General features: G+C 67.7%; 11 protein-coding genes, 3 tRNA genes and 1 pseudogene. 5 read left to right on the forward strand and 10 right to left on the reverse strand.

The features are described from left to right. Window positions 1-48 precede the first annotated feature (48 nt). The 4 genes from V1633_RS34290 to V1633_RS34305 all read right to left on the reverse strand — a co-directional run bounded on the left by V1633_RS34290 (window position 49) and on the right by V1633_RS34305 (window position 15,253). A complete protein-coding gene (locus V1633_RS34290; protein ID WP_331218458.1) occupies window positions 49-1,299 on the reverse strand; it encodes an IS256 family transposase in 1,251 nt (416 codons plus the stop codon). Between the two features lie 152 nt (window positions 1,300-1,451). Continuing rightward, window positions 1,452-1,937 carry a hypothetical protein gene (locus V1633_RS34295; RefSeq protein ID WP_331218459.1) on the reverse strand — a complete coding sequence of 162 codons (486 nt, stop codon included), beginning with the start codon at window positions 1,935-1,937 and terminating at the stop codon, window positions 1,452-1,454. Window positions 1,938-1,951: 14 nt separating this feature from the next. Beyond that, window positions 1,952-8,008 carry a polymorphic toxin-type HINT domain-containing protein gene (locus V1633_RS34300; protein ID WP_331218460.1) on the reverse strand — a complete coding sequence of 2,019 codons (6,057 nt, stop codon included), beginning with the start codon at window positions 8,006-8,008 and terminating at the stop codon, window positions 1,952-1,954. Window positions 8,009-8,779: 771 nt separating this feature from the next. Continuing rightward, complete coding sequence (locus tag V1633_RS34305; RefSeq protein ID WP_331218461.1) at window positions 8,780-15,253, reverse strand: carboxypeptidase regulatory-like domain-containing protein; 6,474 nt, start codon at window positions 15,251-15,253, stop codon at window positions 8,780-8,782. A gap of 503 nt (window positions 15,254-15,756) precedes the next feature. Here V1633_RS34305 and V1633_RS34310 point away from each other — a divergent pair. Then, window positions 15,757-16,827 carry an integrase core domain-containing protein gene (locus tag V1633_RS34310; RefSeq protein WP_331218462.1) on the forward strand — a complete coding sequence of 357 codons (1,071 nt, stop codon included), beginning with the start codon at window positions 15,757-15,759 and terminating at the stop codon, window positions 16,825-16,827. A gap of 55 nt (window positions 16,828-16,882) precedes the next feature. Here the strand turns inward: V1633_RS34310 and V1633_RS34315 are convergent. The 6 genes and pseudogenes from V1633_RS34315 to V1633_RS34340 all read right to left on the reverse strand — a co-directional run. Further along, window positions 16,883-18,073 (reverse strand): annotated as a pseudogene (locus V1633_RS34315) (hypothetical protein); the annotation flags it as partial. 190 nt (window positions 18,074-18,263) lie between these two features. Then, window positions 18,264-18,338 (reverse strand) — tRNA-Val (locus V1633_RS34320). Between the two features lie 12 nt (window positions 18,339-18,350). Continuing rightward, a tRNA-Cys gene (locus V1633_RS34325) sits at window positions 18,351-18,421 on the reverse strand. Window positions 18,422-18,451: 30 nt separating this feature from the next. Then, a tRNA-Gly gene (locus tag V1633_RS34330) sits at window positions 18,452-18,524 on the reverse strand. Window positions 18,525-18,713: 189 nt separating this feature from the next. Continuing rightward, complete coding sequence (locus V1633_RS34335) at window positions 18,714-19,733, reverse strand: TAXI family TRAP transporter solute-binding subunit (RefSeq protein WP_331218463.1); 1,020 nt, start codon at window positions 19,731-19,733, stop codon at window positions 18,714-18,716. Next, window positions 19,730-22,123, reverse strand: coding sequence for a TRAP transporter permease (locus V1633_RS34340; RefSeq protein WP_331218464.1), 2,394 nt, complete (start codon window positions 22,121-22,123; stop codon window positions 19,730-19,732). The genes V1633_RS34335 and V1633_RS34340 overlap by 4 nt, the downstream gene beginning before the upstream one ends. Before the next feature lie 322 nt (window positions 22,124-22,445). Here V1633_RS34340 and V1633_RS34345 point away from each other — a divergent pair, with 322 nt between their 5' ends. The 4 genes from V1633_RS34345 (at window position 22,446) to V1633_RS34360 (ending at window position 25,783) form a co-directional block, all read left to right on the forward strand. Beyond that, the gene (locus V1633_RS34345; RefSeq protein ID WP_331218465.1) at window positions 22,446-23,048 is read left to right on the forward strand and encodes a TetR/AcrR family transcriptional regulator; all 603 of its coding nucleotides are present in this window, start codon (window positions 22,446-22,448) and stop codon (window positions 23,046-23,048) included. Window positions 23,049-23,091: 43 nt separating this feature from the next. Continuing rightward, window positions 23,092-23,673, forward strand: a complete 582-nt coding sequence (locus V1633_RS34350) for a TIGR03086 family metal-binding protein (RefSeq protein ID WP_331218466.1) — start codon at window positions 23,092-23,094, stop codon at window positions 23,671-23,673. Window positions 23,674-23,948: 275 nt separating this feature from the next. Beyond that, window positions 23,949-24,914: a carbohydrate ABC transporter permease gene (locus V1633_RS34355; RefSeq protein WP_331218467.1), complete on the forward strand. Its 966-nt coding sequence runs from the start codon at window positions 23,949-23,951 to the stop codon at window positions 24,912-24,914. After that, on the forward strand, window positions 24,911-25,783 hold the full coding sequence (locus tag V1633_RS34360) for a carbohydrate ABC transporter permease (RefSeq protein ID WP_331218468.1): 873 nt from the start codon (window positions 24,911-24,913) through the stop codon (window positions 25,781-25,783). The genes V1633_RS34355 and V1633_RS34360 overlap by 4 nt, the downstream gene beginning before the upstream one ends. The last annotated feature ends 37 nt before the right edge of the window (window positions 25,784-25,820 follow it).

Genomic DNA, 25,820 nt, shown 5'->3' on the forward strand with positions numbered 1-25,820 from the left:
GGGAGTGTGTCGATTTCCGTGTTTGGGCCTGTGGTGTGATCGGGGTTGTTAGATGGTGATCCGGTCGCCGTAGGCGAGGATCAGGGCGTTGAGGGCCTTGGCCCAACCGTAGACCCGGCCGGTGATGCTCCCGCCGCCCCGGCGTTTCTGCTGGACGACGAGGTAGAGGACCTTCATCGCGGCCTGCTCGGTCGGGAAGTGCCCGCGCCGTCGGGCGGCCTGCCGGAACCGGGCGTTGAGGCTCTCGATGATGTTGGTGGTGTAGAGGACTTTGCGGACCTCGTGGTCGTAGTCGAGGAACGGCACGAACTGCGGCCAGGAGGTGCGCCAGAGCCGGATCACGGCGGGGTACTGGTCACCGAACTGCGCGGCGAAGGCCTCGAAGCGGGCCTCCGCCGCGGCGACGGTGGGGGCGGTGTAGATGTCCCGCAACACGGGGGTGATCTTCTGCCAGTCCTTGCGATTCGTATAGCGCAGGGAGGCCCGCACGAGGTGGACGACGCACTGCTGGTGCACCGCCTGCGGCCACACCTGCTCGATCGCGTCGGTCATGCCCTTCAATCCGTCGGAGCAGACCATGAACACGTCCTCGACACCGCGGTTACGCAGCTCGGTGAGGTAGCCGGCCCATTGTTTGGCGCCCTCACCGCCGGTGCCGGCCCACATGCCGAGGACGTCGCGTTCCCTGTCGAGACTGATACCGACCACGACGTAGACGGGCCGGTTCGCGACCTGCCCCTGCCGAATCTTCATCACCAGTGCGTCGATGAACACGACCGGATAGATCCGGTCCAGAGGCCGCTGCCGCCACGCTTCCATCTCGTCCACCACGCTGTCGGTGACCCGGCTGATCAACTCTCGGGACACGTCGGCGTCGTACACGTCCGCCAGATGCGCGGCGATCTCCCCGGTCGTCAACCCTTTCGCGTACAGCGACAGGATCGCCTCGTTGAACCCGTCCAACCGCCGGGCGTGCTTCGGGACGGTCCGCGGGGTGAACGAGCCGGCCCGGTCCCGCGGGACCTGGATCCGCACCGGGCCGACCTCGGTCTGCACCGTCTTCGCACCGTGCCCGTTACGGATGTTGGCCCGCCGGCCGGTGGCCTCGTCGACACCGGCCTCGTCGAGGTGCGCATCCAACTCCGCACCGAGCGCTGACTCAAGAACGGTCCGGGTGATCCCCGCGAGGAGCCCACCCGGCCCGACCAACGAGACCCCGCTCCACCAACTGCTGGGCGAACTCCACCTCCGCGCCGCCGTCGGCCGGGGAAGTGGAGCAGCGTTCTTCTTGTCTGCCATGACGTGGTCCTTTCTGGACAGGATCAACGTCCTGTCCAACGGACCACACCCAGGTCAAACACGGAAATCTACGCAGTCCCCAACCCGTCGTCACCGACTGAAACCCTGTGCGGCAAGCGTCTACCCGCTGTGCCCTGCCAAATCGAGGATCCTTAAGGAGGATTGTCACCCGGGAACTTGATCGCGTTAACAAATAATATCAACTGCCGACGCGCCATCTCCCACCGAGCCCTTTGAGAATCCTGGGCCCCACTCGCGAATCTGCCGGCAATCACCTGGGCCTCTGTGGCGACATCGAGAACCGTAGGCATGTACGAATTCTTTACAATAATCTCCGCTCTTTCCATGTCCCTTTGACAGGCAGCCAGCACAGCGATGGCAGCGATCCATAGCGCCGACGCCGAAACCCCATCGGCTTGCGCCCGCGCACCGAAGAACCGCTCATGCGCGGACTTCAATTCATCCACTCCGCCGCCGTCCAAAAACCTCCGGGCGGCAGCAAGGTAAGCAGTCGATGCATCCCTTAGCTCGCGGGAGAAGACACAGCGCCCCATCTCACTAAGCGACTCCTCAGCGAAATCTAGCGCCAAAGTGGCAGCGACCTCTCCATCGACTTTTTTAAGTAGATCTCGCAACACCTGCGGGAGGATAATCAATTCCAGGAACTCCTACCTACACTGAGTGCGTCGAGCATCTCCGACGGCGTACCTGCAATCATCCTGAAATCAGACAAGCCGTACCGACTCGTAAGGGAGGACGCGTTCCGGAACTGCTCACCAGGGAAGCCCCCACTGGATGTCTTCAACTCCACCGCCCAACCGACGGGCGAGCGAGGGTTAGATCGGTCAATCACAAGGAAATCCCCCATTGAGGCCTTACCATCAGCCCTAAAAACCTGGAAATTGGGCTTGCGCTTGAGGAGATCGTTGACGAATGCAAGTTCTGCCTTCGACAATTTGTAGGAACCGCCAGCAACTTGCTGACCTCCCTTGATCCTCACAGGCAGACCACAACTATTCGCGTTGTGGACAAGTACCGGCGTGTCGCCGGCTATCACATAGTACGTGTGGATCTCGTCTACGGTGAGGTTGTAGACCGTGCGCCACTCGGCCCGGTAGGCGCGGATCTGCTCCACCGTGGTCAGGCCCTGCGGTCGCCGAAGCAGGTCGCCCTCACGCAGGGCTTTCGCATCGACCCAGCGCCGTCGGCCTGCGTCGTAGAAAGGGTGGTTCGCAGTAGCGGTGATCACCACGCCATCGACCGTGACGTCGACCAGGTCCTTCGGGCCGGTACCGACGATGGTGTCGGTGACGACGCGGGGCACGGTCCGCCCGGTCTCCGGGTCGGTGGCCAGGACCACGTCGCCGATCTCAATCTCGTCGATCGCCTTGGTGTCGCCGTCCGCCAGCAGTACCTCGGTGTCGCCGTCAAAGCTGTTCGTGCAACCCGCCCCGATCCGCGGGCCGGGTCCCATACGCGGCAGCCGGGGTCCGACTACGCCCTGCATTCCGCCCAGTTCCGACGTGATCTGGCCGCCAATTCCGGCCGCCCAGAGTTTGTATTCGTGCGAGCCCTTGATACCACCAGCCCAGGTAGCTAGCAGAATGCCGGTCCTCGTCGACTCCTCGCCGTACCGGTCGACCCCACCTTCACCGCGCACGGGGTGTTCAATGTGGTAACGATCCAGGCCGGCAGCCATTTGCTCGACGGTCGGCGCGTCGGGGATGGTGCGCAGTACCTCGAGTGGCACCTCCCAGTCGTTGATCCAGACCCGGCCATTGTCCTGGACGAGGGTGGTGCCGCCCGGATACACGGTGACCGAACTGGTGGCGCCACCGCTCGGCGGCACGTGGCCGTTCTCGTTGCCGGTGCAGCCCCCCGGCCCGCCGACCATGCCGGGCGCACAGCCTGCTGAGCCGAGCAGCCCGCTCGGGTCGCTCATGGTGATCGGTGTGTTGTTGGCGTAGACGTAGCCGTTCCACTGGCTTGGATCGCTGAGATCCTGCAGCGGGTCGACCGAGATGAACCGGCCAATGGTCGGGTCGTACTCGCGCGCGCTGAGATGGACGAGCCCGGTGTTGTCGACCGTGCCGCCCACGAAGCCCCGGCTGTTGGGCCAGCTGGCCATCAATCCGCGGGGTGTGCCGTACGGGCTCTGCCGGCGGCTGGTGGCCTGTTGCGTCGCCGCCTGCACGGCCACGTTGGCGGTGCCTTGGTGGTCACCGGAGAGCCAGGTCAGCCCTGCTGCGGTGCGGGAGGCGACCGTCTTGCCGTCGAATGTGTAGTAGCGGGTACAGGTGGTGGTGCTTGAGCCGGTGGTGTAGCGGAGTTCCTGGCCGGGCAGGTACAGCGTTTTACCGCCCGGATCTCGACGGATTAGCCGGTTACCGTCCGCGTCGTAGATGTACCGGGTTCCGCCGGTCGCGTCGGTTGACGTGTCGAGTTGTCCTTCGGCGTCCCAGGTCAGGGTCTGGGTGCCCGCGCTCGGGGTGGGCCGGGTCAGGGTGTTACCGGCCTGGTCGTAGGTGTAGGTGCCCGCCTCGGCTCCGGTGGTGCTGGTCAGGGCGTGCGGACGGGCGGCGCCGGTGGCCGGGTACTGGTAGTTGGTGGTGGCGTTGCCGCTCGGCAGGTGCGCGACCTGGCTCAGCCGGTTGCCGACGGTGTTGAAGGTCCACGAGAGCGAGTACGGAGCGGGCCCTCCCAGACCGCTGACCGTGCGGGTCGCCGTGCAGTCGCCGGAGGCCGGAGTCCACGCCTCGGTCAGCCGGCGTAGGTAGTCGTAGCCAAAGCACTGGGTGTCGTCGACCGGATCCGCCGCCGTGTCCCTGATCTTGTCGATGTTGCCGGCCGGGTCGAACGAGTAGCTGGTGTCGGTCAGCACGTACGGGGCGACTTGGTCCCGGTCGGTCCGTACGCCGGTCAGCCGGCCGGTTTCCAGTTCCCGGGTGAACGCCTGGAAGACCCGCCCGCCCGTGCCGGTATAGAACTCGTACTGGTCGACTTGGCCGAGCGCGTTGTAGTCCGTGTTGGCGACGTAGGACGCGTTGGTGTTGTAATCGCTGCTCAGGTTGGTGAGCTGCCCTAGGTCGCTGTATCCGTAAGTCAGCGTCTCCGCCGTCAGGTCTCCATTGGTCGAGGGTAGGCTGGTTGAGGCGAGTGATCCGTCGATGTTCCAGGTGTTGTGGAAGTTGTAGTTGCCGGCGAGACCGGTCTCGGCCGCCGGGATGACGATCTGGGTACTGGTCGGCTGGTATAGGTCTGTGTAGCCGACGATCTTGGTCTCGTAGGCGGCGCTGCCGATGAACCGGATGCTCTGCGACAGGTGACCCTTGGCGATGGTGTCGTATATCCACTGGGCCCGCATCGTCCCGCCAAGCTGGTCGTCGTAGACGGCCCGCTTGCGGTTCAGACCGTCGTACAGGTAGGCGAGCTTCTCCCCGCGGGCGTCGGTGACGGAGGTCATCCGGCCGGCGTTGTCGTAGGTGAAGACGGAGGTGCCCAGGTCCGGGTCGGTGGACTCGACCTTGCGCCCGCGCAGGTCGTACGTGTGGGTCCAGTCGTTGCCGGCCGGGTCGGTGACGCCGGTCGGCTGTCCCTTGCGGTTGTGGTTGTAGCTCGTGGCGTCCCAGGTGCCCGCCGTGCCGGGGGTTGGGATCGCGCCGTGATAATGGCGTAGTTCGACCGTCCGGCCCCGGGCGTCGGTCCGGGTCGAGGTGGCGGTGCCGCCAGCGGGCGGGGTGACGTCGGTTCGGTCCCCGGCGTGGTAGGTCGTGGTGCGCCAGCGTTCGTCCGCGTACGGCTGGAAGACGGAGGCGGTCACGCGGCTTGCCCCGTCGTAGACGGTGCGGGTCTGGCTGGGTACGTGCACCGGGTCGGTGGCGGTGACCAGGGTGTCGCCCGGGGTGCCGGTGGCGTGGTAGAGCGCGAACTCCCGGGCTTTGCGACCTGCGCTGTCGTAGAACGTCTCGGTCAGCAGCCGGCCGCCGGACGGTGAGGCCGCCTGGGTCTGCCGTGGCCGCAGCATCCCGTCGAACAGCGCGTAGTTGGTGACGTAGTTTCCGGCCGCGTTCAGCCGGGCGGTGGCCACCGAGGTGGCCGCGTCGGTTCGCAACTGGTAGCTGAACGTCACGTTCGCGGTCTGGGCGGCCTTGTCCCGGCCGGGCAGCCAGACCGAGGTGAGCCGGCCGAGGCCGTCGTGGGCCTGGTCGGTGCGCTTGCCGTTCGGGTCCACCACGACGGTGGGTGACCCCCAGGCCGGGTGCAGGGTGGTGGTCGTGACGTGGCCCATCGGGTTGGTCACCGTGGTGCCGGTGACCGGGCCGCCGGTGGTCGGGGTATAGGCGGTCTTCGTCTCGAAGTTCATCGCGTCCCAGGAGGACGTCTCCCGGCCATGCGCGTCGTACGCCTTGCGCCCGACCGTGGTGAACGTCGGCGCACCGGAGTTCCAGGTCGCCATCTCCTCGGTCCGGGTGGCCAGCCCTCGGGTCGGGGTCGACTCGAACGCCTGACCGTCGTACCAGGTCCGGGCCTCCCCGATCACGTCCGCCTCGGTCAGCGTGCCACCGGTGTCGGCGCACTTGACCGCGTACTTCTGTACCCGGTGCACGCGGTCCAGTAGCCAGGCGGTGGTGTTGCGCGGGGTGTAGTCGGTCTTCGTGCACACCTCGTCCCCGGCGACCCCGTCCTCGCCGAAGTCGTCGACGCTGACCGGCATGCCGTAGCTGTCGTACCCGGTGGTGACCTTGGTGACCCGGTCGCCCCGGCCCGCGTCCAACGCGGTGTATGTGGTCACGGTGCCGTTCCGGGTGAATCGGGCGGTGACCGTGTCGCCGTTGACTGTGCGGGTGGCGGTCGCCGGCGACGCCCACGGGTCAGCCGTCTCGCGGGAAACCACCGGGCCGCCCGGGCCGTTGAACGTCTTCTTCTCCCGGGTCAGCCCGGCGTACCAGTCTTCGTCGTTGATCCCATCGACGGTGGCGGTCCGGGTGCCGCCGGAGGGCCCGGCGCGGTCGCCGTGCATGCCCCTGAAGTAGCGGGTCTCGCTGTATGTCTGCTCCCCCGGATCACCCACGGTGACCCCGACGCGGCCGTACCCCCGGTAGTCCGACCAGGTTTTGTCTTCGGCGTCGATCAAACCGTCGTCATCGTTGTAGTGCCACGCCGCGCCGCCGAAATAGTCGAACGAGTGAATGACCCGCGGGCTGCCCTGCGGCGGTACCCCGCCAGTGTGGTCGGTTTCGTAAAGCGTCGTGATCACGTACTTGTGGAACCAGTCCATCACCGGGTCCTGGTGGCCCTCCGGCTGCCACCGCACCGGGTAACAGCGGCGGGTGTTGGTATGCGCGGTCGGGGTCTGACCGGCCACACAGTCTGGCGCGGAGTAGGTGACGTTCAGCGTGCCACCGGTCTCGTTGCGGATCTTCGCGATCCGCATCCAGTTCATCGCCGCAGCGAAGTCGATCGTGTCGACCCGATTCGCCAACTGCACATAGGTGAACTCCACGTCCGGCAAACTGGTGGACCCGCCGACCAGGCCGGTGTGCGAGATCCGGTCTAGCCACAGGCCGGCCCGGGTGCCGTCACCGGGGTCCGGGAACGTGTGGGAGAGGGTCCACCGCTCCGCGTCTTCGTACCCGCCACCGGCCCGGAACTGTGTGGTGACCGTGGACAGCCGCTTGGTCCGCCAAAATGTCGGAGAGAAGTTGTCCTTACACGGCGCGGCGGCGCACTCCGTGTCCCACGGAGTGTCCGGCCAACGCACCTCGTCATGCGTGGCGCAGTTGGACAGGCAGCGATTCGCCTCGCCAAGGTCGACCCGGAGCGGCGCTGGGGTGTCCAGCACCGAGTCGACCCCGTTGTCCCGCCGGGTGCCGTAGTCGATCCGGTTCAGCCAGCCACCCCGGTCGTACGCCGGCGCGTCGTCCGGGTCCAGGTCGCGGCCGTACCGGTTGGTTTCCTTTGTGTACCAGTACGACATTGAGTTGCCGTTGAGGTCGACCACGTAGTCGAGGTTCCAGCGCCACGCCTGCACACAATCGGAGTCAGCGAACTCGGTGGCGCGGCACGGTTCCCCCGGGTCGTTGCCGAACACCGGGACGGTCCAGGTCGAATTCGTCACCGGATCCCCGGAGGCCCAGCCGGGAAGCCGGTTCGCGCCGAACCAGTACTGCACGCCGCCGGTCGTGGTAACCACCCAGTACTCGCCGTTGTTGTCGCCGTTACTGGCTCCGGTCTTGCGCTCGATCCGGGATCCGTCGTCGCTACGCAGATGCCAACGCTGCTCAGTGGCGTTGTAGATCAGCTCACCGGAGGCACCGGCCAGGGACAGGGTGGCGTTGTCGGTCTCCCAGCACAGGTCACCGGTTTCCTCGTCATTGTTCGCCGACCCATCCATGTCCTTCATGCAGGGCTTGTACCGGCGCTCGATGAACCCCCCGGCGGTCATCTCGAACCCCTCGCCGATCCACGACGGCTGGTTGTTCGAGGCGGCGTGCCGCCCATCGACCGACTGGGACGAGTAGTCCAGCGACAACTTCGGTGCCAAACCACCCGGCGCTGGCGGCACCCGCATCGGGTATGACCACATAAACGCACCCGAGTTGCCGCCGGCGGACCAGGTCGACGACGCCTGCAACGGCGTCGCCTGGTAGCTGCCCGCCGGACCCGACGCGCCCGCGGACATCGCCACCAGCGTTCCGGCAGTGGTCATCGGCACGTCCGCAGTCACGGTCCGCGCCTTCAGGTCGTTGTCCGACCGCAACGGCGTACCCACACACTGCCGATCGCCAGGCGTAGACAATGCGCACTCCGGCACGCTGAGCAGCCGCAACCGCGACGCCCAGTCCGCCCCATACGCGGTCGCGAACGCCCCGTAGTCGACGCTGACCTCAACGACGGCCGCTCCGGCCGCTTCAGCCGCGCCAGCCCCGGCAGCCGCCACACCATCAGCCCGGTCCAACCGCAGCAACACACCCCGGACCCCGGCCCGTTCGGTCGCGCCTCGATCCAGTACCTCCACCCGCACCCGACTCGGCGCACCCGGGGTTGACCGGGCGCCGCTGTCGGCGTCCGCCGCAGCCACCCGCACCGGCAAACCACCCGCCCGCGCGGACACACCGGCGCCCCGCGCCCCGGATAAATCCACCACGGTCGCCCCCGCCGCCGGCCACACCGCCGCCGGCTTCGCACTCGCATCCGGCCTGGCCTTCGCCGCAGCTGGTGCACCCGCCTTCACCTCAGACACCGGCACCGTCGGCACCGGTTTCGGCGCCGGTGGTCGGTGCGGTTCGGCCGGGGCGGCAGTCGCCGACACCTGCAGCATGTTGGCCAGCAGCACGCCGGCCAGGACGGCGGCGACTCCGCTCCGGAAGGTGCTTGAGCGGGTGCGCCGTCTGGGCAGGTGCGGGTTTTCGGGCAGGATCGATTGCACCGGGTACCTCCGGGGGCGCGAGGGGTGGCCAGTTCGCCGTGGGGGTGTGGGTCAGGGGCTGGGTGGGGTGATCCGCAGGCCGAGACCTGGGCGGAGGACGGGTTGCCGGTAGGTGTATGGCAGGGCGCGGGTGCCGTCGGCGTTTTCGATGCCAATGGTGGCGCCGCCGCCTCGTTCGAGGAAGGTGTCGTCGTGGTCGGTGTAGGCGAAGCTGTAGCCGCCGACTTCGTGGAAGATCGCCTGGAAGGTGATCCGGGTAAGTGGGTCCTCGAAGGAGTGGACGTTGCGCCATTCGACGACGTACTCGCGGTTGGGTGCGGTGCCGCGGGTGGTGGTGCGGACGCTGGCGTTCGTGTCGACGACCCAGTCGTGCCAGAACGGGTAGACGGCGGCGTTCGGTTCCTGCGGGCTGTCCGCAGACGGGATCGGCCAAGCGTCGGGTGACGGTTCGCCGGGGTTAATAAAGGTGACGAGGCCGTTGGTGTCGATCCAGCCGGTGGTGTACGACTGCCCGTAAAGGCTGATCGGGAACGGCAGGCTGGTCTGGGTGTAGGCGTCGTCGCCGGTCAGCGGCAGGACGGTGCTATTGGCAGGGGTGTAGGTCACCGACTGCTCGACGATGGTGTAACCCGCGTTGGCCGGTGTGGCGGTGTTGCCGACATCGACGGCGTGCTCGGTGTTGGTGCCGACCGTTGCCTGCCGCACCGCCGAGCCCTTGCAGGTGCCGGTGGGTGTGGTGGTGATGACGGCGTAGGTTCCGGCCGGAATGCTGTCGATGCGGTAGGTGCCGTCTGCGGCGGTGGTGGCCGACAAGCCCGCGACGGCGACGGTCGCTCCGCTGGTCGGTGTACCTTGGCAGGTGACGGTGCCGGTGATACTGCCGGGGCCGGGCTGGCTGGGGCGGAACGTGATGCCCTGACCGCTAGACAGCCGTTCCTCTCGGTGCAGGTATTGGAAGGCGATGGTGCCGGCGCCGTTCTCGATACCGACGGTGGCGTTGGAGCCGCGTTCCTTCGCGATCGTGGGGCTGATGTCGGCGTACGCGAACGTAATCTGCCCGTTCTCGTGGTAGATCACCTCGAAGGTGGCCCGGGCCGACGCGTCGTCGGCCAGGCGGACGTTGCGCCACTCGACGACCCACTGCCGGTTCGGGGCGGTGCCGCTGGTACGCGTGGCGATCCGGGCCTGGGAGTCAAGAGTCCAGTTGTCCCAGTGCACATAGACCGCAGCGTTCGGTACTCCGGACGCGGACGCGGACGGAATCGGACTCGAGAATTGGGCGAGCCAACCGAAGTAGGCCGGGTCACGGAAGGTCATGAGACCGCTCGAACTGATCCACGCCGACGTGTACGACTGGCCGTAGAGCTTGATCGGGAACGGCGGGTTCTTCTGCCACACGTTGGCGCCGGACCAGCCCTCGACGATGTCCCCGGGGATGAACGCCTGCGTGGCGGTGGTGCACTTGTAGCCGCCCTCGTCACCGTCGACCATCACGGACAGGTCGACATCCGAGGTGCCACCCGCATGGTTGATCGTCTGGGTGGCGTACTGGCCCGGGCAGCGGTTGTCACCGGTCGACGCGGCGACCGTGTACTCCCCCACCGGCAGGTTCGTGAACTGGTAGCTACCGTCGGCACCGGTGGTCGCGGTCCGACCGCCCGGGTTGAGGGTCACCGTCGCCCCCGCCATCGGGTTCGAGGTGACCGCCGTGGTCACGGTCCCGCTGACCGTGCCCTTTGGGGCGGGCGTGTAGGTGATCGACCGGTTCGACGTCAACGCCGCCGTGTGGGAGGAGTACTGGGCCGCGACCGTGCCGGAGACGTTCTCGATTCCGATCGTGGCCGCACCGCCCTGCTCCCACGTGCTGTCCAGCGTCCCGTAGTGGAACGCGATCCGCCCGTCCTCGTGGAATACCACCTCGAAGCTGACCCGGTCGTCGGGGAAGTCGAAGAGCCTGGCGTTACGCCACTCGATGACAAACGAGCGGTTCGGCGCCGTCCCCACGGTTTGTGTCCACATGGTGGCCTCGGTGTCGACAAAGAGGTCGTCCCAGAACGGTGCCACGATCGCGTTCGGAGCCGTCATGTTCGGCATCGCCCTGTTGTTCCACAGGCTGCCCGCGGAGGGCGATGGGCCGAAGATGACCACACCCTCGGTGCTCACCGTCGCCGACGAATGGGTACCGCCGTGCATGGTCACCGGGAACGGGAAAGTCACCGTCGCGATCGAGGCGTCGCCGGTCAGTGCCAGCTGGGTCGACGCAGAAATGTAGCCACCCGTGCTCGTGGAGCAAGCGTAGCCGAGGCCGCCGTAGTCCGGCCCGTACCGCAGGTCACGGACGGTGTCAGCGGCAAGCTCCACCTGGACCTCGACCATTTGCGGACACCGGCCAGTAGTCCGGGACGTCACGCTGTAGCTGTCCGCGACAAGGCCGTCGAACCGCCACACCCCACCCGCGCCGGTCGTGGCCGTCAACCCACCCGGGTCCAGGCTCACCGTCGCACCCACGACCGTGGTACCGGCCGCATCGACCAGGGTGCCGGACAGGTCGTACACGTCGATCGGGCTCTCCTCCTCCGGGTGGTCGAAGCTGATCGCCCGACCCGAAGCCAGCACCGGCTGGTTCACCGAATACTGCAGGCCGTCCTCACCCGCCGGGCCCTCGATACCGACCGCGGCCTGCGCCCCACGCTCCGCGTCGTTGTCCAACTGGTCGTAGTTCGTCGTCACCGTGCCATCCGGGGCCAGAATCACCTCGAACGACAACCGCTGACTCGTCGACGCCTTACGGTGTACGTTGCGCCACTCGATCACGAACCGCTCATCCTCACCGGAGCCGGTGGTCGTGGTCCGCACACTCGCCGAGGCGTCAACGACCAGGTCGTCCCAGAACGGCGCGACGATCGCGTTCGGGTTCGCTGGCGCCGGCAGTTGACCACCGGTGTACGGGTGCGAACCACCCGGGTCGTCAAACGACAACACACCATTGGTGTCCACCCAGGCAATGCGGTACGCCTGCCCATAGAACGGGAACGCGAACGGCAAACCCACCTCATGTACAGCGTTGTCACCGGTCAACGGAACGACGGTACCCGCCGCAGTGAACGGGCTGGATCGCTCCGCGCAGGTGTATCCCAGCCCGTCCGTGTAAGGGAACAGGTAAAGATCGAAGGAAGCCGCAGCGTCAGAAACGTCGAGGGTAGCGCTGCCGGACAGGCCACACCTTCCGCCGACGCTGGCCGAAACGGTATAAGTGCCAGGCTGAAACCCGATAAACGAGTAGCGGCCTCCGTCACCGGTCACCGTTTGCAGCCCGCCGGGCTCCAACCGCACGGTGGCCCCGGCCACCGGCTCGAACGTCATAGCGTCAAACACGACACCGGACAGACTCGCCGCCGCAACCACGTTAAATGGGCCCCGGGCTAGGCCGCTGGCCCGGTTGCCGTCGTCCACCGCCACCACATGCAGCAACCGCTCGCCGATGGTGCCGCCTACGTTGATCGTCACAGTTGCTGTACCGCCCGGGCTGGTCGCCGCCACCTCGGTACCCAGGCCGGTGTTGTCGACGCTGTAGCGGAACTTCGTCACATTGGTGTCACCGCCGCCATCGAGAACGGCAGTTAGTTGGCCGCCGGCAGTGGCCTCGGTTCCCGTGGGGAAGGTAACCGTCGGAGGTAGCGGCACCGCCAACTCCGCGATCTTGGCCGGACTCTCGATGTAGTCATAGATCCGTACGTCGTCGATGTCGCCGGGCCAGCGGTGTCCGAGCTCGCCCGCGTATTTCATCGCGCCGATGCGGATCGGGCCGGTCGCGTTGAACCCGGTGGTCAACGTCGCCGTGCCAGATTGCAACACGCCGTCCACGTACAGCCGAATCGTCTTGGTGCCCCCGTCGTACGTCGCCGCCAGGTGTGTCCACCTGTTCGCCACCGGAGCAGCGGACGACGTCACCGTCTGCGTGGCCGGCCCGTCAACATCGGTCTCGTGCATCCGGATCGCCCACCGACCGCTTCTGATCTCATAACCGAGCCAGAACGGCGCACTACGTACCCCGTCAGCAGCCAGCGCGGCCTTGTTCGCTGTCGGCACGACCGGCAGGCGAAGTCTCGCCGTAACCGTGAAACTGCTGTCGGTACGTACCGGAAGCATCTCCCCGGTATCCGGATGCGGATGCTGCACCGGACCTGCGGTCGAGGCAAACCCGCCGTTCAACGACAACGCCTTCCCAACGCCACCGCGTCCCGTCACCCGGGTCGCCCCAGAGCCGCTGAGCGTCGCCGTGTTGGCGTGCTTGCTGACGTCGGTCGCATCGCCATTGGCTTCGTCAAAAGTCCACTGCGCAGCCGGCCCCATACCAGCTCGTACCGTGAAGGTGTATGGCTCCGGTGTTTCCGAGAACCTGCCGGCGCGGTCCTTCGCCCACACCCGCAGCGTGTTGGTCCCGTCGTGTGTCGGCCGGATCGTCAGCGTCGCTCCGTAGTCCGTCGTACGGGCTGGGATTGTTTCCGCCGCAGCTAGCACCCCGGAGTCGAGCGTCCACGCGTACTCCTTCACCTCCTTCGGACGCGTTGCGGGTGGCGCGATCTCGAACACGCCAGCGATACCGACTCCGCCGCGTGCGGGTCCGTCCTCAGGGTAGTCAGCTGACGTCACACTCCCTGGCGTTGGTGGTGGGGTGGCATCAACGGTGAACTCGCACTTGCCTGACCAGTCGCCGTAATGCGACCCGTCGTAGGTACGGGCCTGCCACACGTACGTGCCGCCGTCAACGAGCTTGCCTGCCGGAATCGCCGTAGCTACGGGCGACGGGTTCCCTTCCGACTTCGAAACCTTGTTCGTTTCGTTCCGGGAACCCCCCTCAGGCCACCAGTAGAACGAGGTGGTCAAGGACTGCTGGCCTTCGTTCGAATCAGATTGCCCAGCCGACAGCGTCGGGGTCGTGGTCAGCACGTAGGGTCGGGACAACCCAGTGGCGCAGCCCTTGCCGTCTGAGTTGAGGTTCGTCAACGCGTTCGGGCTGTTGTTGAACGTGATCGCCAGCTTCGGCGAGGAGTGGTTGAACCGTTTCCACTGGTTTAGCGTGCCCTCATCAATCGCCCGCAGACCGACCGTCAACGTGTTCCATTTGTTCTTCGCCGCCTTCTCCACCATCGACTTCACGTTGAACTCGATCGTGCCCGCCCCGAGGCAGCCGTGTGCCGATCCGACCTTGCGGTTCGCAGCGGTCTGCGCGGTGTAGCTGCTGTCCCACGTCGGCTGCTTGTTCCACGTCGTGCTCAACGAAATCGAGCCGGTCAACCACAGCTTCGCGTTCGACTTCGGATTACACGTCCACGCATGCTTCTGCTCGATCCGAAACTCCGCAGACTGAATATGGGCACCCTTCACCTCGTCGGTCTTCATACGAAACAGCGACCGGACGATATGATCCGCGCATCCCGAGCAGTCCTCGGTACGCCCTGCGCCGGCGGAGCCGAAGGTTGGCCCCTCCTGCAACGCGGACGCGTCCTTCCAGAACGAACTCGACTTGTGCTTGCTCCACACCGACGTCCACGCGTTGCCATCGACGTTTCCGGTGAAGCCGGGATCGATCATGATTGGCAGCTCGACCCGCGGGTCGGTCAACATTCTGCGGTCCGGTCGGAGCACCATCTCGTCGCCCTCGACGTGGACCGGCATCACCGCCCGCCGCACCTCCTCGACCGGCAGGGCTGCTTCCGGCACCACCTGCGATTCCTGCGACGGCGCCCGCTTCCGCGTCTCCTTTGGCTCGTCCGTCCCCTTCGCGGCGGGGTCACCGCTAGGCGTGCTGGCGTCTGTCGTCGAGGAGTCCCACATCAGCGGGGCGGGAGCGGCGAAGACGATCCGGCCAGAAGCGTCACGAGCCGCAAGGCCGCCGCCGTCCGCCACGCCCACGGTGACGTTCTTCGTGCTCATCTTGAACCGCAACTCCGCGACCTTCGGGTTCGCCGCCGCAGCACGCGAGCGGACGACCAGCACCTCGGAGAACCCCAACGCGTGAGCGGTCACCTGCAGATCCACATCCGGAAGCACGTTGTGGTAGGTCGCGGTCGAGCCTCGCAACTCCGGCGCCGGCAACGGCTCGGGCCAGGACACAGCCAGCTCGCGGTCGCCATCACGCAGTCGGGCGAGCGGACCGCTGCCGCCCGCCGAGATCACGACAGGGAGCACCGACGCCTTCGGAGTAATCCCTTCGGGGGATGGCTTCAACGTCGTGTCCACCGGCACCCACGACGAGCCCTTGCGCACCCGGACCGGCTCGATCCCCTGCTCCATGGTCCGCGACCCGTCAACGTTCAGAAACGTCTGCGAGTACTCCGTCCGCTCAGACAGGATCTCCACCCGCCTGCCACACGCTGCGACCACCCGCTTCGCCGCCGCGGCGTCAGCCTGCTCATCGACGCACGCGGACGGGTCCTCCGTCCGCACCGGGTCGGCAACGGCCGGAAAGGCCGGCACCAGGAGCGTGCCACCAACGACGATCCCGACCAGGATCGACGCCAAGCGGGTGCGCCGCCAGAGGCAAGAGGCAGGACGAAACCGACCACGAGCAGCGTGCATGGGAACCCCCGCGAAGTACCACCCACAGCAATGGCTCGATCACTGTAGCGGCACACCCGATCTTGGTCAATATCGCTTGATCTCAATTAGCGAGCAAGCCCCGCACCCCTGCGACACATATTGCCAGTCACCAGAATTAGCACCGGAATTAGCGTCGAACCATGCGGATTCGATAGGAGCTGGCACCAATCCCCAACATCCTCGGGAATCCTAATCTTGATCCCAAACTAGACTGAACGGAGTCGAACTATCCACTGTCCCACCGACTTCGGGCACACCGGACCGTCACCCCGGCCATCTCGCTGAACTGGCGCGGACGGCTGACCGTCGGCAACGAAAACCGGGATCTGGTGCTACGGCTGAACAGCGAGAACCCTGTACCGTGCCAAAACTCGTCGCACATGCTGTGAGCTGGGAGTTCTCGGCTTGGGTTGATGATCGTTGGTATGGTCGTGCGGTTGCTGTACCTGGGGATGATCCGCCTGTTCAGCGGGCTGGGGTTGGTGATCCGCGGTGACAGGGCGTTGCTGATCGAGGTTCTCGTGCTGCGGCATGAGGTGGCGGTGCTTCGTCGGCAGGTTCGGGGCCGGCCGCGGTTGTCGTGGCCGGACCGGGTGGTCCTGTCCGCCCTGGCCCGTCTGCTGCCCCGCCGGCTCTGGGAACATCGGATCGTTACCCCGGCGACGTTGCTGGCCTGGCACCACCGGTTGGTGCGACGTCACTGGACCTACCCGAGCCGGCCCGGCCGGCCACCCGTCAGCAACGAGATCCGGGAGGTCATACTTCGGCTGGCCCGGGAGAATCCGCGATGGGGACACCGCCGAATCCAGGGCGAGCTACAGCGGCTCGGCCATCAGATCGGTGCCGGCACGATCCGGCGGATCCTGACCCACCGGCGCCTCGGCCCCGCGCCCCGCCAACAGGACACCAGTTGGCGGACGTTCCTGCGTAACCAGGCCACCGGCCTGTTGGCCATCGATTTCTTCCACCTCGACACGATCCTGCTACGACGCCTGCACCTGCTGGTGGTCATGGAAGTAGCCACCCGGCGGGTCCATCTTCTCGGCGTCACGGCGCACCCCACCCGGCAGTGGGTGACCCAGCAAGCCCGCAACCTCGCCTTCGACCTGGGCGAGCGCGCCAACCGGTTCCGATTCCTCATCCGCGACCGCGACCGCGACGCCAAGTACACCACCACCTTCGATGATGTCTTCACCGCCGAGGGCATCACCGTGGTCAAGACCCCACCCCGGACCCCACAAGCGAACTGCTTCATCGAACGCTGGGGACGCAGCCTCCGCGACGAGTGCACCAACCACATGTTGATCTACGACGAGCGCCACGCGCAGGCCGTGGTCGGCGAGTACGTCGACCACTTCAACAACCACCGACCACATCAAGGGCGCCAGCAGCGCCCACCCAACCATGACCCGTCCGTCGTCATCCCCATCGACAAGCCCATACACCGCCGAAGACGCCTCAGCGGGGTGATCAACGAGTACCACCGAGCAGCCTGAACTGATCATCAAAACACCAGTTCACCGCCGTTGAACCAGTTTTGGCACGGCACAAGGCGTTCCGGTTCGACGCGAATGTGTAGCTGTACTCGGCCGAGGGGCGGGTCGGGTTGGCGCTCTTCGGCCAGCCGAACTCCCACACCTTGGAGACCCGGCCGAGGGCGTCGTACTCGACCTCGGAGGTGATCTTCGCATTCTGGTCGGTGCCCTTGATGGTGGAGCCCCAGTACGGGTTGAACTCGGTGCTGGTGGTCCAGTTGAACGGTGCCGGGCCGGTGGTGGTCGTCTTGGTCACCGGACCGCCGACCGTCGGGGTGTAGGCGGTGGTGGTGACGTTGCCCTTGATGTCGGTGCCGGTCAGCGTCCGGCCGGTGGTGTCGTAGCTGGCCTGGGAGACGGTTTGCCAGACCGTGCCGCTGCCAGGCGTCCAGTCCTTGAGCTGCTCGGACTTGGTAACCGATCCGAAGGTCGGTGCGGTGTCGACGCTGGACGCGCCGTCGTAGTAGCTGCGCGCGTCGGTGATGACGTCGTCAACGCTGGTCGGGTTCGTACCGCATGGCAGTGCGGTGGTGGTGGTCTGCTTGACCGGCCCGGTCAGGTTCTTGCCGAGGTTGCGGTTGTAGCGGTAGGTGATGCACTTTTCGTCGCCGGTTTCGGCGATGTCTCCGTCGTCCTGCGACCAGTTGGCTGTGCCGTAGGTGTGGTCGAAGTCCTGCACGCCCCGCGACACTCGCCAGCCGCGGTCACCGTCGACGCCGAGGGCGGTGGCGGTGTAGGTGACGCGGGTGTTGACGAACCGTGCCTCGACCAGGTCACCGTTGATGGTGCGGCTGGCCGTCGGGTTGGATCGCCACGGAACGTGCACGGTCTTGGAGACTGGTTTGGTGTCGTCACCGTTGTAGACAACCTGTTCACGGATCTGTCCGGCGAACTGGTCCTCGTCGTAGACGGTTTCCGAGCCCAGCGTGGCGGGGACGGTGACGGTGCGAGTGCCGCCTGACGGGCTGGCCTTGTCGCCGTGCATGCCGCGCATGAAGGTCGTGACGGCCAACGTCCGGGTGGCCGGGTCGTCACCGACCCGGGTCTTCACCTGGGCGTAGCCACGCCACTGGTTCCACGTCTTGCGGTCGGGGTTGGACAGGCCGTCGTCGTCGGCGTAGTGCCACGCCGGGTCGCCGACGTACTCATACCAGGTGTGCTTCGACGGCGCCGGGCGAGCGCCGACCAGCTGGACGTCGTCCTCGGCGCCGGCTGGTCGGAGACCCGGGCGGTGATCATGGCCCTGCAGCAGGGCAAGCCCGTCACCCGAGTACACCGAGCCGACCCAAGGGAAACGATGATCATGCGCTCCCAGTTTGCTCCCAAAGTAAGGAGCGAATACAAACTAGCTCGTTACCGAAGATCCGGTAACGAGCCGTTTGACCTGCACATATAGCTGGTGGGCGATACTGGGTTTGAACCAGTGACCTCTTCCGTGTCAAGGAAGCGCGCTCCCACTGCGCCAATCGCCCTCGTTGTTGCCGAGGTGGAGACGGGATTTGAACCCGTGTACACGGCTTTGCAGGCCGTTGCCTCGCCTCTCGGCCACTCCACCGAGGTTGCCCCCGATGTGGCGGCATCTCCGAGCGGACGACGGGACTCGAACCCGCGACCCTCACCTTGGCAAGGTGATGCGCTACCAACTGCGCTACGTCCGCTTGTCTTCCGGTGTTTCCCGGTGACGGATGAGAACTTTAGCCGAGCCCGCGAACGGATGCCAAATCGGGGCTCCCGTCGGCGGGTCACAAGGGGCTGACCAGGACAAACGTCGTGACCGCGCCCACCTCCCCTACAGCATCCTAGGAACCTGGGTAGGAGAAATGAGCGCGGTCCGAGACGAGGTGCCGTTACTTCGGGGCGTTCAGGTCGCTCAGCGCCTTGGCCGCGCCCCGGTGCAGGATCACCGGGTCGGTCCGCCACGCGAACTGGAGGCTGATCTCCTTCGCCGCCGCGTTGGCCTGCTCCAGCTGCGGCTTGCGTTCGAAGAGCACCTTGGTCAGCACGCAGACCAGGTCGGCGTCGAGGTCCTCCTTCACCAGCAGGAAGTTCGGCACCACGATGGTCTTGACGTCCGCCGGTGTCCCGTAGGTGGCGGCCGGGACGGCCCCCTCCTCGTACACCGGGTTGACCTTCTTCATCTCGCCGAGCAGCGGCGTGATGTCCAGGAAGGTCACCTGGTCCCGGGCGGTGGTGAGCAGGTCGGTGATGCCCGGGGTGGGCAGGCCGCCCGACCAGAAGAGCGCGTCGATCGACCCGTCCTTCATCCCGTCGACGGTCTTGGTCAGATCCAGCCGCTGCGCCTGAATGTCCTTCTCCGGGTTGAGCCCGGCCGCCTGCAGCAGCCGGTTCGCGATCACCTCGGTGCCGGATTTTGGCGAGCCGGTGGAGACCCGCTTGCCCCGCATGTCGGCGACCGAGCTGATCCCGGCGTCCTTGCGGACGATCACCTGGGTGAAGTTGGTGTGGATCCGGGCCAGCGCCTGGACCGGCTGCTTCTGCCCGGCGAAACTCCCGGTGCCCTGGACCGCGTCGGCGGCCGTGTCCGCGAGCGAGAACGCGACCGCGTACGTACCGGCGACGAGCTGCTGGATGTTCTGCACCGAGGCTCCGGTCTCGGCGGCGGTGGCCCGGACCCTGCTGCCGGGCGCGTTCGAGATCTGCTCCGCGTACGCGTTGCCGAGCGCGAAGTAGACGCCGGTGGCGTTTCCGGTGGCGATGCCGATCCGGGTCTCGGTGGCCACGTCGCAGGTGACCTCGCCCCCGGCGTCGGTGCTGGCGGTGTTCTGCCGGCCACCACAGGCGACGAGGGAGGCCAGTCCCATCCCCGCGACGGTGACCACGGCCAGGACCCTCGATGCACGTTTCATCTCGTTTCCTCTCCCACGTTCGAACCGACCTCTCGCACCGTCGGGCCGGCTCCACCGGCCGGACCGACCTCAACGGGACCAACGGCCGGCGCGGTCCCCGCGGCACCACCGGCCGGACCGATGTCCACGGGACCGGTGGCCGGACGGGCATCCCCCGGGCCGCCCCCGCCGGAACCAACGTCGCCCGGCTCCGAACCGCCGCTGACCGGGCCGGTTGGCGCGGTCGCCGGCGGGCCGCCGGCCGTGGTCGGTTCGGCCCGACGACGGCGGGCGAGCGCGACCAGCACGGCGACCGCGATCAGCGCGACCCCGACGGCGATGGAGACCGGGTGCAGATAGAGCAGGAGCAGACCGGCGGCCGCGGTGAGGGTCCGCTCGGCCGGTCCGGCCGGACCCACCCCAAGCAGCCAGCCACCGGTCGCCACGGCCAGTGCCGCGACGCCGAGGCAGCCGACCAGAGCCGCCCAGAGCACGTCCAGCGGCGCGCCCCGGCCGAGCAGGTACTCGCCCGGTCCGGTCAGCACGAACGCGATCGGGGCGAGGAAGGCCGGCAGGGCGTACTTCAGGGCCTGCCACATGGTGGGCACGGTCCGGCCGCCGGTGATCGCGGCCGCGCCCACCGCGGCGAGCGCTGTCGGCGGGGTGACCTCGGAGAGCACCGAGTAGTAGAAGACGAACATCGCCGCGGCCGGGGCCGGTACGCCGAGCGCGAGCAGCGCCGGCCCGATGATCACCCAGCCGATGATGAAGGAGGCGGTGACCGGTACGGCGAGTCCCAGCAGCGAGAGCGCGACGGCGGCGAGCAGCACGGTGAGCGCCAGTACGACGGTCGGGTTGTCGCTGACCGCCTGGGCGCCCCGGACCAGCAGCGAGGCGAACTGCGCCCCGAGTCCGGTCTTCGTGGTGGTGGCGGTGACGATGCCGGCGGCGGCGCACACGGCGGCGACCGGCAGCACGCCGCGTACCCCGGTGGCGAGCGCACTGGCCAGCCGGCGCGGGGTGAGGCGGTGCCGCCGGTCGAGGAAGGAGAGCAGCACCGCCAGGCCGGTGGCGTAGACCACCGCCCGGGTCGCGCTCACCCCGACCGCGAGCAGGACGACGATCACGATCAGCGAGGAGAAGTGGTAGCCGAACCGGGCCAGCAGACGCCACGCCGACGCCGCGGCCACCTCGACCGGACGCACCTGGAACCGGCGGGCGTCGATCTCGACGGCGAGCAGGATGCCGAGGTAGTAGAGCAGGGTCGGAATCACCGCCCAGCCGAGCACCGTCAGGTAGGAGACGTCGAGGTACTCGGCGACGATGAACGCCGCCGCGCCGAGGGTGGGCGGGGAGAGGATCGCGCCGACCCCGGCGGCGGCGAGCATGCCGCCGGCGTGTTCGGCGGGGTAACCGGCGCGGCGCAGGATGGGCCAGGTGACCGCGCCGACGCTGACCGCGGTCGCGGTCCCGGACCCGGAGACGGTGCCGAGCAGGAACCCGGAGGCGACCGCGGTGCGCCCGGCGGCGCTGCGGGAGCGGCGGAACGCGGCCACCGACAGGTCGACGAAGAACCGCCCGGCACCGGAGAGGTCGAGCACCGCGCCGTAGATGGTGAAGAGGACGATGTAGGTCGCCGCGACGTCCAGCGGTGTGCCGTAGAAGCCGCTGGCGGAGTTGTAGAGGGCGTCGACGATCTGTCCGAAGTCGAGGCCGGCGTGCGCGACCGCCCAGTTCTGCGGCAGCAGGCCGCCGTAGTAGCCGTACGCCAGGAAGAGCAGGCAGACCACGGGCAGGATCCAGCCGGTGGTGCGCCGGCACGCCTCGACGAGCAGCACCAGCAGCAGTGCCCCCATCAGCACGTCGACCGGGGCGAGCAGGCCCTGCCGGTTGAGGAAGGCGTCGTATCCGCCGCCGGCGTCGCCGAGGGCCACCGGCAGCACCGGGTAGAGGCAGACCAGCAGCGTCAGCCCGGCCAGCAACCAGTCGACAGTCGTCGGCCGGTCCGGTCGGCGCGTCTCCGTCGCACCCCCGGCTGGTACGCCCCGGTCCGGCGCGCCGCGACCCGCCCGGCCGGGCAGCCATCCGGGCGCCCGCAGCCCTGACCGGTAGGCGAGGAAGACCAGGGGAAGCACACCGGCCAGGAAGATGATCAGGTAGAACTGACTGCCCTGTGGCAGTGGCCGGAAGACCTGCCAGAGCACCAGCAGCGCGACGGCGAAGGCGACCACCGCGACGCCGGTGCCGACCGGTCCGGTCAACTGCCGGGCCGGGCGTTCCTCGTCGTCGTGGACCGGGGTCGCCGGGTCCGGGGTGCTGGGCGACGGCGGATCGTCCAGGTTGGACCGGGCGCGGCCCGGGACCGATCCACCGGTCGCAGTCGGAGGGATCTGGGCCACACCGTCTGACATGAGCGGACACTACTACGCGTCAGCGACCGATGCCGATCTTCGTGGGCCGGACGGTCGCCCGGCCGGGTCGAGCGGTCGTCCCCGGGGTCGAGTGGTCGGCGCGGCAGGTCGGGCGGTCGGCCGCCGCGACGAGCGGCTCACCGTCCGACGCCGCGTCCCCGGGGGTACGCGGGCGTGCGCGTCCGTTGTGTCCGGTCGGCTTCCATCGTCCCGGAAACGGTTCCTTCTTTCGAGGGACAGCGCCCCGATATTTACGATGTTGGTAACTTATCCGACGTGTTGGTAGCTTATTGTGCGCGCCGGAATGGGCTACGGTAACCGCGTGACGAGACGTGCGGCCGAGGTGCGGCTGGATGCGCTGCTGCGTACCGCCTGCGAGGTGATCGCGGCCCGTGGCCTGGCCAACACCCGTACGGCCGACGTCGCACAGGCCGCCGGGGTCAGTCAGGCACTGGTGTTCTACCACTTCGCCACCAAGGAACGGCTCGTCGCGCAGGCGTTCGCGTACGCGGCCGAGCAGGATCTCACCCGGCTCGACGCGGTGCTCCGGTGCACCGCCACCCCGCTGGTCAAGCTCAAGAAGCTGCTCCGGCTCTACGCCGCGCCGGGGCGGTCACGGTCCTGGGCGATGTGGATCGACGGCTGGTCGGAGTCGCTGCGCACGCCGGAACTGGAGAAGGTGTCCCGGCGGCTCGACCTGCGCCGACGGGAGGGGCTCGGCGAGGTCATCGCGGCCGGGGTGGCCGAGGGGGTTTTCAGCTGTGACGACCCGGCCGGGGCCGGTTGGCGGATCAACGCGTTGATCGACGGGCTCGCGGTGCAGCTGGCGGTCCACGAACGGGTGATCCCCCGTCGACAGCTCACCGAGTGGGTCCGGTTGGCGGTGGCCCGGGAACTCGGCCTCTCCCCCGCCCAGTTGGACTGACGATCCGGGGGTACGGCGGCGTGTCCGGGGGCAGAATCGGGCCATGGACCTGCTGCCCGCGTACCGGCGTACGTTGACCGCCTTCGCCGACCAGGTCGGTCAGGTGGGCTACGACCAGTGGGCGGCCCCGACCCCGTGTCCGGACTGGGACGTCCGGGCTCTGGTCAACCATGTGGTCGGCGAACTGTACTGGTCGGTGCCGCTGTTCGCCGGCGCCACGGTGACCGAGGTCGGCGACCGGTTCTCCGGGGACCTGCTCGGTACCGACCCGGCGGTCGCCGCCCGGGACGCGGCGGCCGGGGCGGACCGGGCGGCCGGCGAGCCGGGGGCGTTGGACCGGACCGTGCTGCTGTCGTCCGGACCGACCCCGGCCGGGGAGTACCTGCACGAACTGATGGCCGAGTGCCTGGTGCACGGCTGGGACCTGTCGGCCGCGATCGGTGGCGCCGTCCGGCTGGATCCCGAGGCGGTGCGGGAGTGCTCCCGCTGGTTCACCGGGCGCTCCGCGATGTACCGGTCGAGTGGGTTGACCGCGTCCGGCATGACCCCGCCGCCGGACGCGGACGACCAGGACCGGCTGATCGCCGCCTTCGGACGCGATCCCGGCTGGCGCGCCGAGGGCTGAGCCGGCGGCCGGGCCCGCTGCGGCGGTGCCGGCGACCGGGCTGGCGTGACGGACCGGGCGGCGCGGCGGACCGGGCGGCGCGGCGGACCGGGCGGGCGCGGCAGACCAGGCGCGGGCGGACCGGGCGCGGGCGGACCGACCGACCCGGCGCTCCGTTGACAGTCGGAACACTCCGACGGTACCTTCGGGCGGCTGTTGAATGGTTTCATATTGCCTCGCCGCCGAGGTCGGGCGCTCACCCGGCGAGTCGCGGCCGAGCCGATCGGATATCGACGATGACCCCTGGAACCCTGCACCGGCCGCCACCCCGGCCCACCACCGGTGACGGTGGCTCCCCACCGCGCCGCCCCCGCTACCGGCGCGACCGACCCGGCATCGCGTACCTCTTCCTCTCCCCCTGGGCGCTCGGCGCGCTGCTGCTCACCGTCGGCCCGATGCTGGCCTCGCTCTACCTCTCCTTCACCGACTACGACCTGTTCACCAGCCCGGAGTGGGTGGGGTTGGAGAACTACCGGCGGCTGTTCACCGACGACGCCCGGTTCCTCGACTCGGCCAAAGTCACCGCGACGTACGTGCTGATCTCCGTACCGCTGAAGCTGGCCGCCGCTCTCGCGGTCGCCATGCTGCTCAACCGCAACCGGCGCGGACAGGGCTTCTACCGGTCGGCCTTCTACGCGCCGTCGCTGCTCGGCACCGGTGTCGCGATCGCGCTGGTCTGGCGGGCGATGTTCACCGACACCGGCGTCGTCGACTCGGTCACCGGCACGTTCGGCTGGGACACCGGGGGCTGGATCAACGAGCCCGACTACGCGCTCTGGGTGCTGATCATCCTGGCGGTCTGGCAGTTCGGCGCCCCGATGGTGATCTTCCTCGCCGGGCTCAAGCAGATCCCGGCCGAGCTGTACGACGCCTCTGCCGTGGACGGCGCGGGACGGTGGCGGACCTTCCGCTCGGTGACCCTGCCGATGCTCTCCCCGATCATCCTGTTCAACCTGGTGCTGGAGACGATCCACGCCTTCCAGGCGTTCACCCCGGCGTTCATCGTCAGCGGCGGTCGGGGCGGCCCGAGCAACTCGACGCTGTTCTACACGCTCTACCTCTACGAGCGCGGCTTCGCCCAGTTCCGGATGGGTTACGCCTCCGCCATGGCCTGGCTGCTGCTGCTCGTCATCGCCATCATCACGGCCCTGTTCTTCGGCACGTCCCGCCGCTGGGTCTTCTACTCCGGGGAGGACAGGTGACCACCGTGACCAGCGGCCACACCGCCGGCCGTACGGGTGCGAGACTGCGCGGGATCGGCTGGCACACGCTGATCATCGCCATCCTGGCGCTGCTGCTGTATCCGGTGGTCTGGCTGGTCGCCACCTCGGTCAAGCCGACCGACGAGATCCTGTCCAGCCTGAGCCTGCTGCCCACCCGGTTGGCGCCGGAGAACTACTCCGCCGCACTGGACGGGATCGCCGGGATCAGCATCTGGCGGTTCTTCACCAACTCGGTCCTGGTCGCGATCGGCTCGGTGATCGGCAACCTGGTCTCCTGCGCGCTGGCCGCGTACGCCTTCGCCCGGCTGCGCTTCCGGCTGCGTGGGCCACTGTTCGCGTTCACCCTGCTGACCATCATGCTGCCGTACCACGTGGTGCTGATCCCGCAGTACACGATCTTCCAGAAGCTGGATCTGGTCGGCACCTTCGTCCCGCTGATCCTGCCGAAGCTGCTCGCCACCGACGCGTTCTTCATCTTCCTGATGGTGCAGTTCATCCGGGGGCTGCCCCGGGAACTGGACGACGCCGCCGCGATCGACGGCTGCGGGCCGGTGCTCACCTTCCGGTACGTGATCCTGCCGCTGCTCAAGCCGGCGCTGGTCACCACCGCGATCTTCACCTTCATCTGGACCTGGAACGACTTCTTCAGCCAGCTCGTCTACCTGAACGATCCGGAGTCGTACACGTTGCCGCTGGCGTTGCGGCTGTTCATCGACCAGACCAGCGAGTCGGCGTTCGGCCCGATGTTCGCGATGTCGGTGCTGAGCATCGTGCCGGTGATGCTGTTCTTCCTGGCGTTCCAGCGCTATCTGGTGCAGGGCATCGCCACCTCCGGCCTGAAGGGCTGAGCACCGCGCGGGGCCCGTCCGGCGTACCGCCCGGACG

The sequence above is a fragment of the Plantactinospora sonchi genome (assembly GCF_036422035.1).
Taxonomy (GTDB): domain Bacteria; phylum Actinomycetota; class Actinomycetes; order Mycobacteriales; family Micromonosporaceae; genus Plantactinospora; species Plantactinospora sonchi.

Bases quoted from the DNA above. Each gene is read 5' to 3' on its own strand.
- V1633_RS34310 (WP_331218462.1), top strand. From the start codon at position 15,757: ATGGTCGTGCGGTTGCTGTACCTGGGGATGATCCGCCTGTTCAGCGGG.
- V1633_RS34340 (WP_331218464.1), bottom strand. From the start codon at position 22,123: ATGTCAGACGGTGTGGCCCAGATCCCTCCGACTGCGACCGGTGGATCG.
- V1633_RS34290 (WP_331218458.1), bottom strand. From the start codon at position 1,299: ATGGCAGACAAGAAGAACGCTGCTCCACTTCCCCGGCCGACGGCGGCG.
- V1633_RS34355 (WP_331218467.1), top strand. From the start codon at position 23,949: ATGACCCCTGGAACCCTGCACCGGCCGCCACCCCGGCCCACCACCGGT.
- V1633_RS34350 (WP_331218466.1), top strand. From the start codon at position 23,092: ATGGACCTGCTGCCCGCGTACCGGCGTACGTTGACCGCCTTCGCCGAC.
- V1633_RS34300 (WP_331218460.1), bottom strand. From the start codon at position 8,008: ATGACCACTGCCGGAACGCTGGTGGCGATGTCCGCGGGCGCGTCGGGT.
- V1633_RS34335 (WP_331218463.1), bottom strand. From the start codon at position 19,733: ATGAAACGTGCATCGAGGGTCCTGGCCGTGGTCACCGTCGCGGGGATG.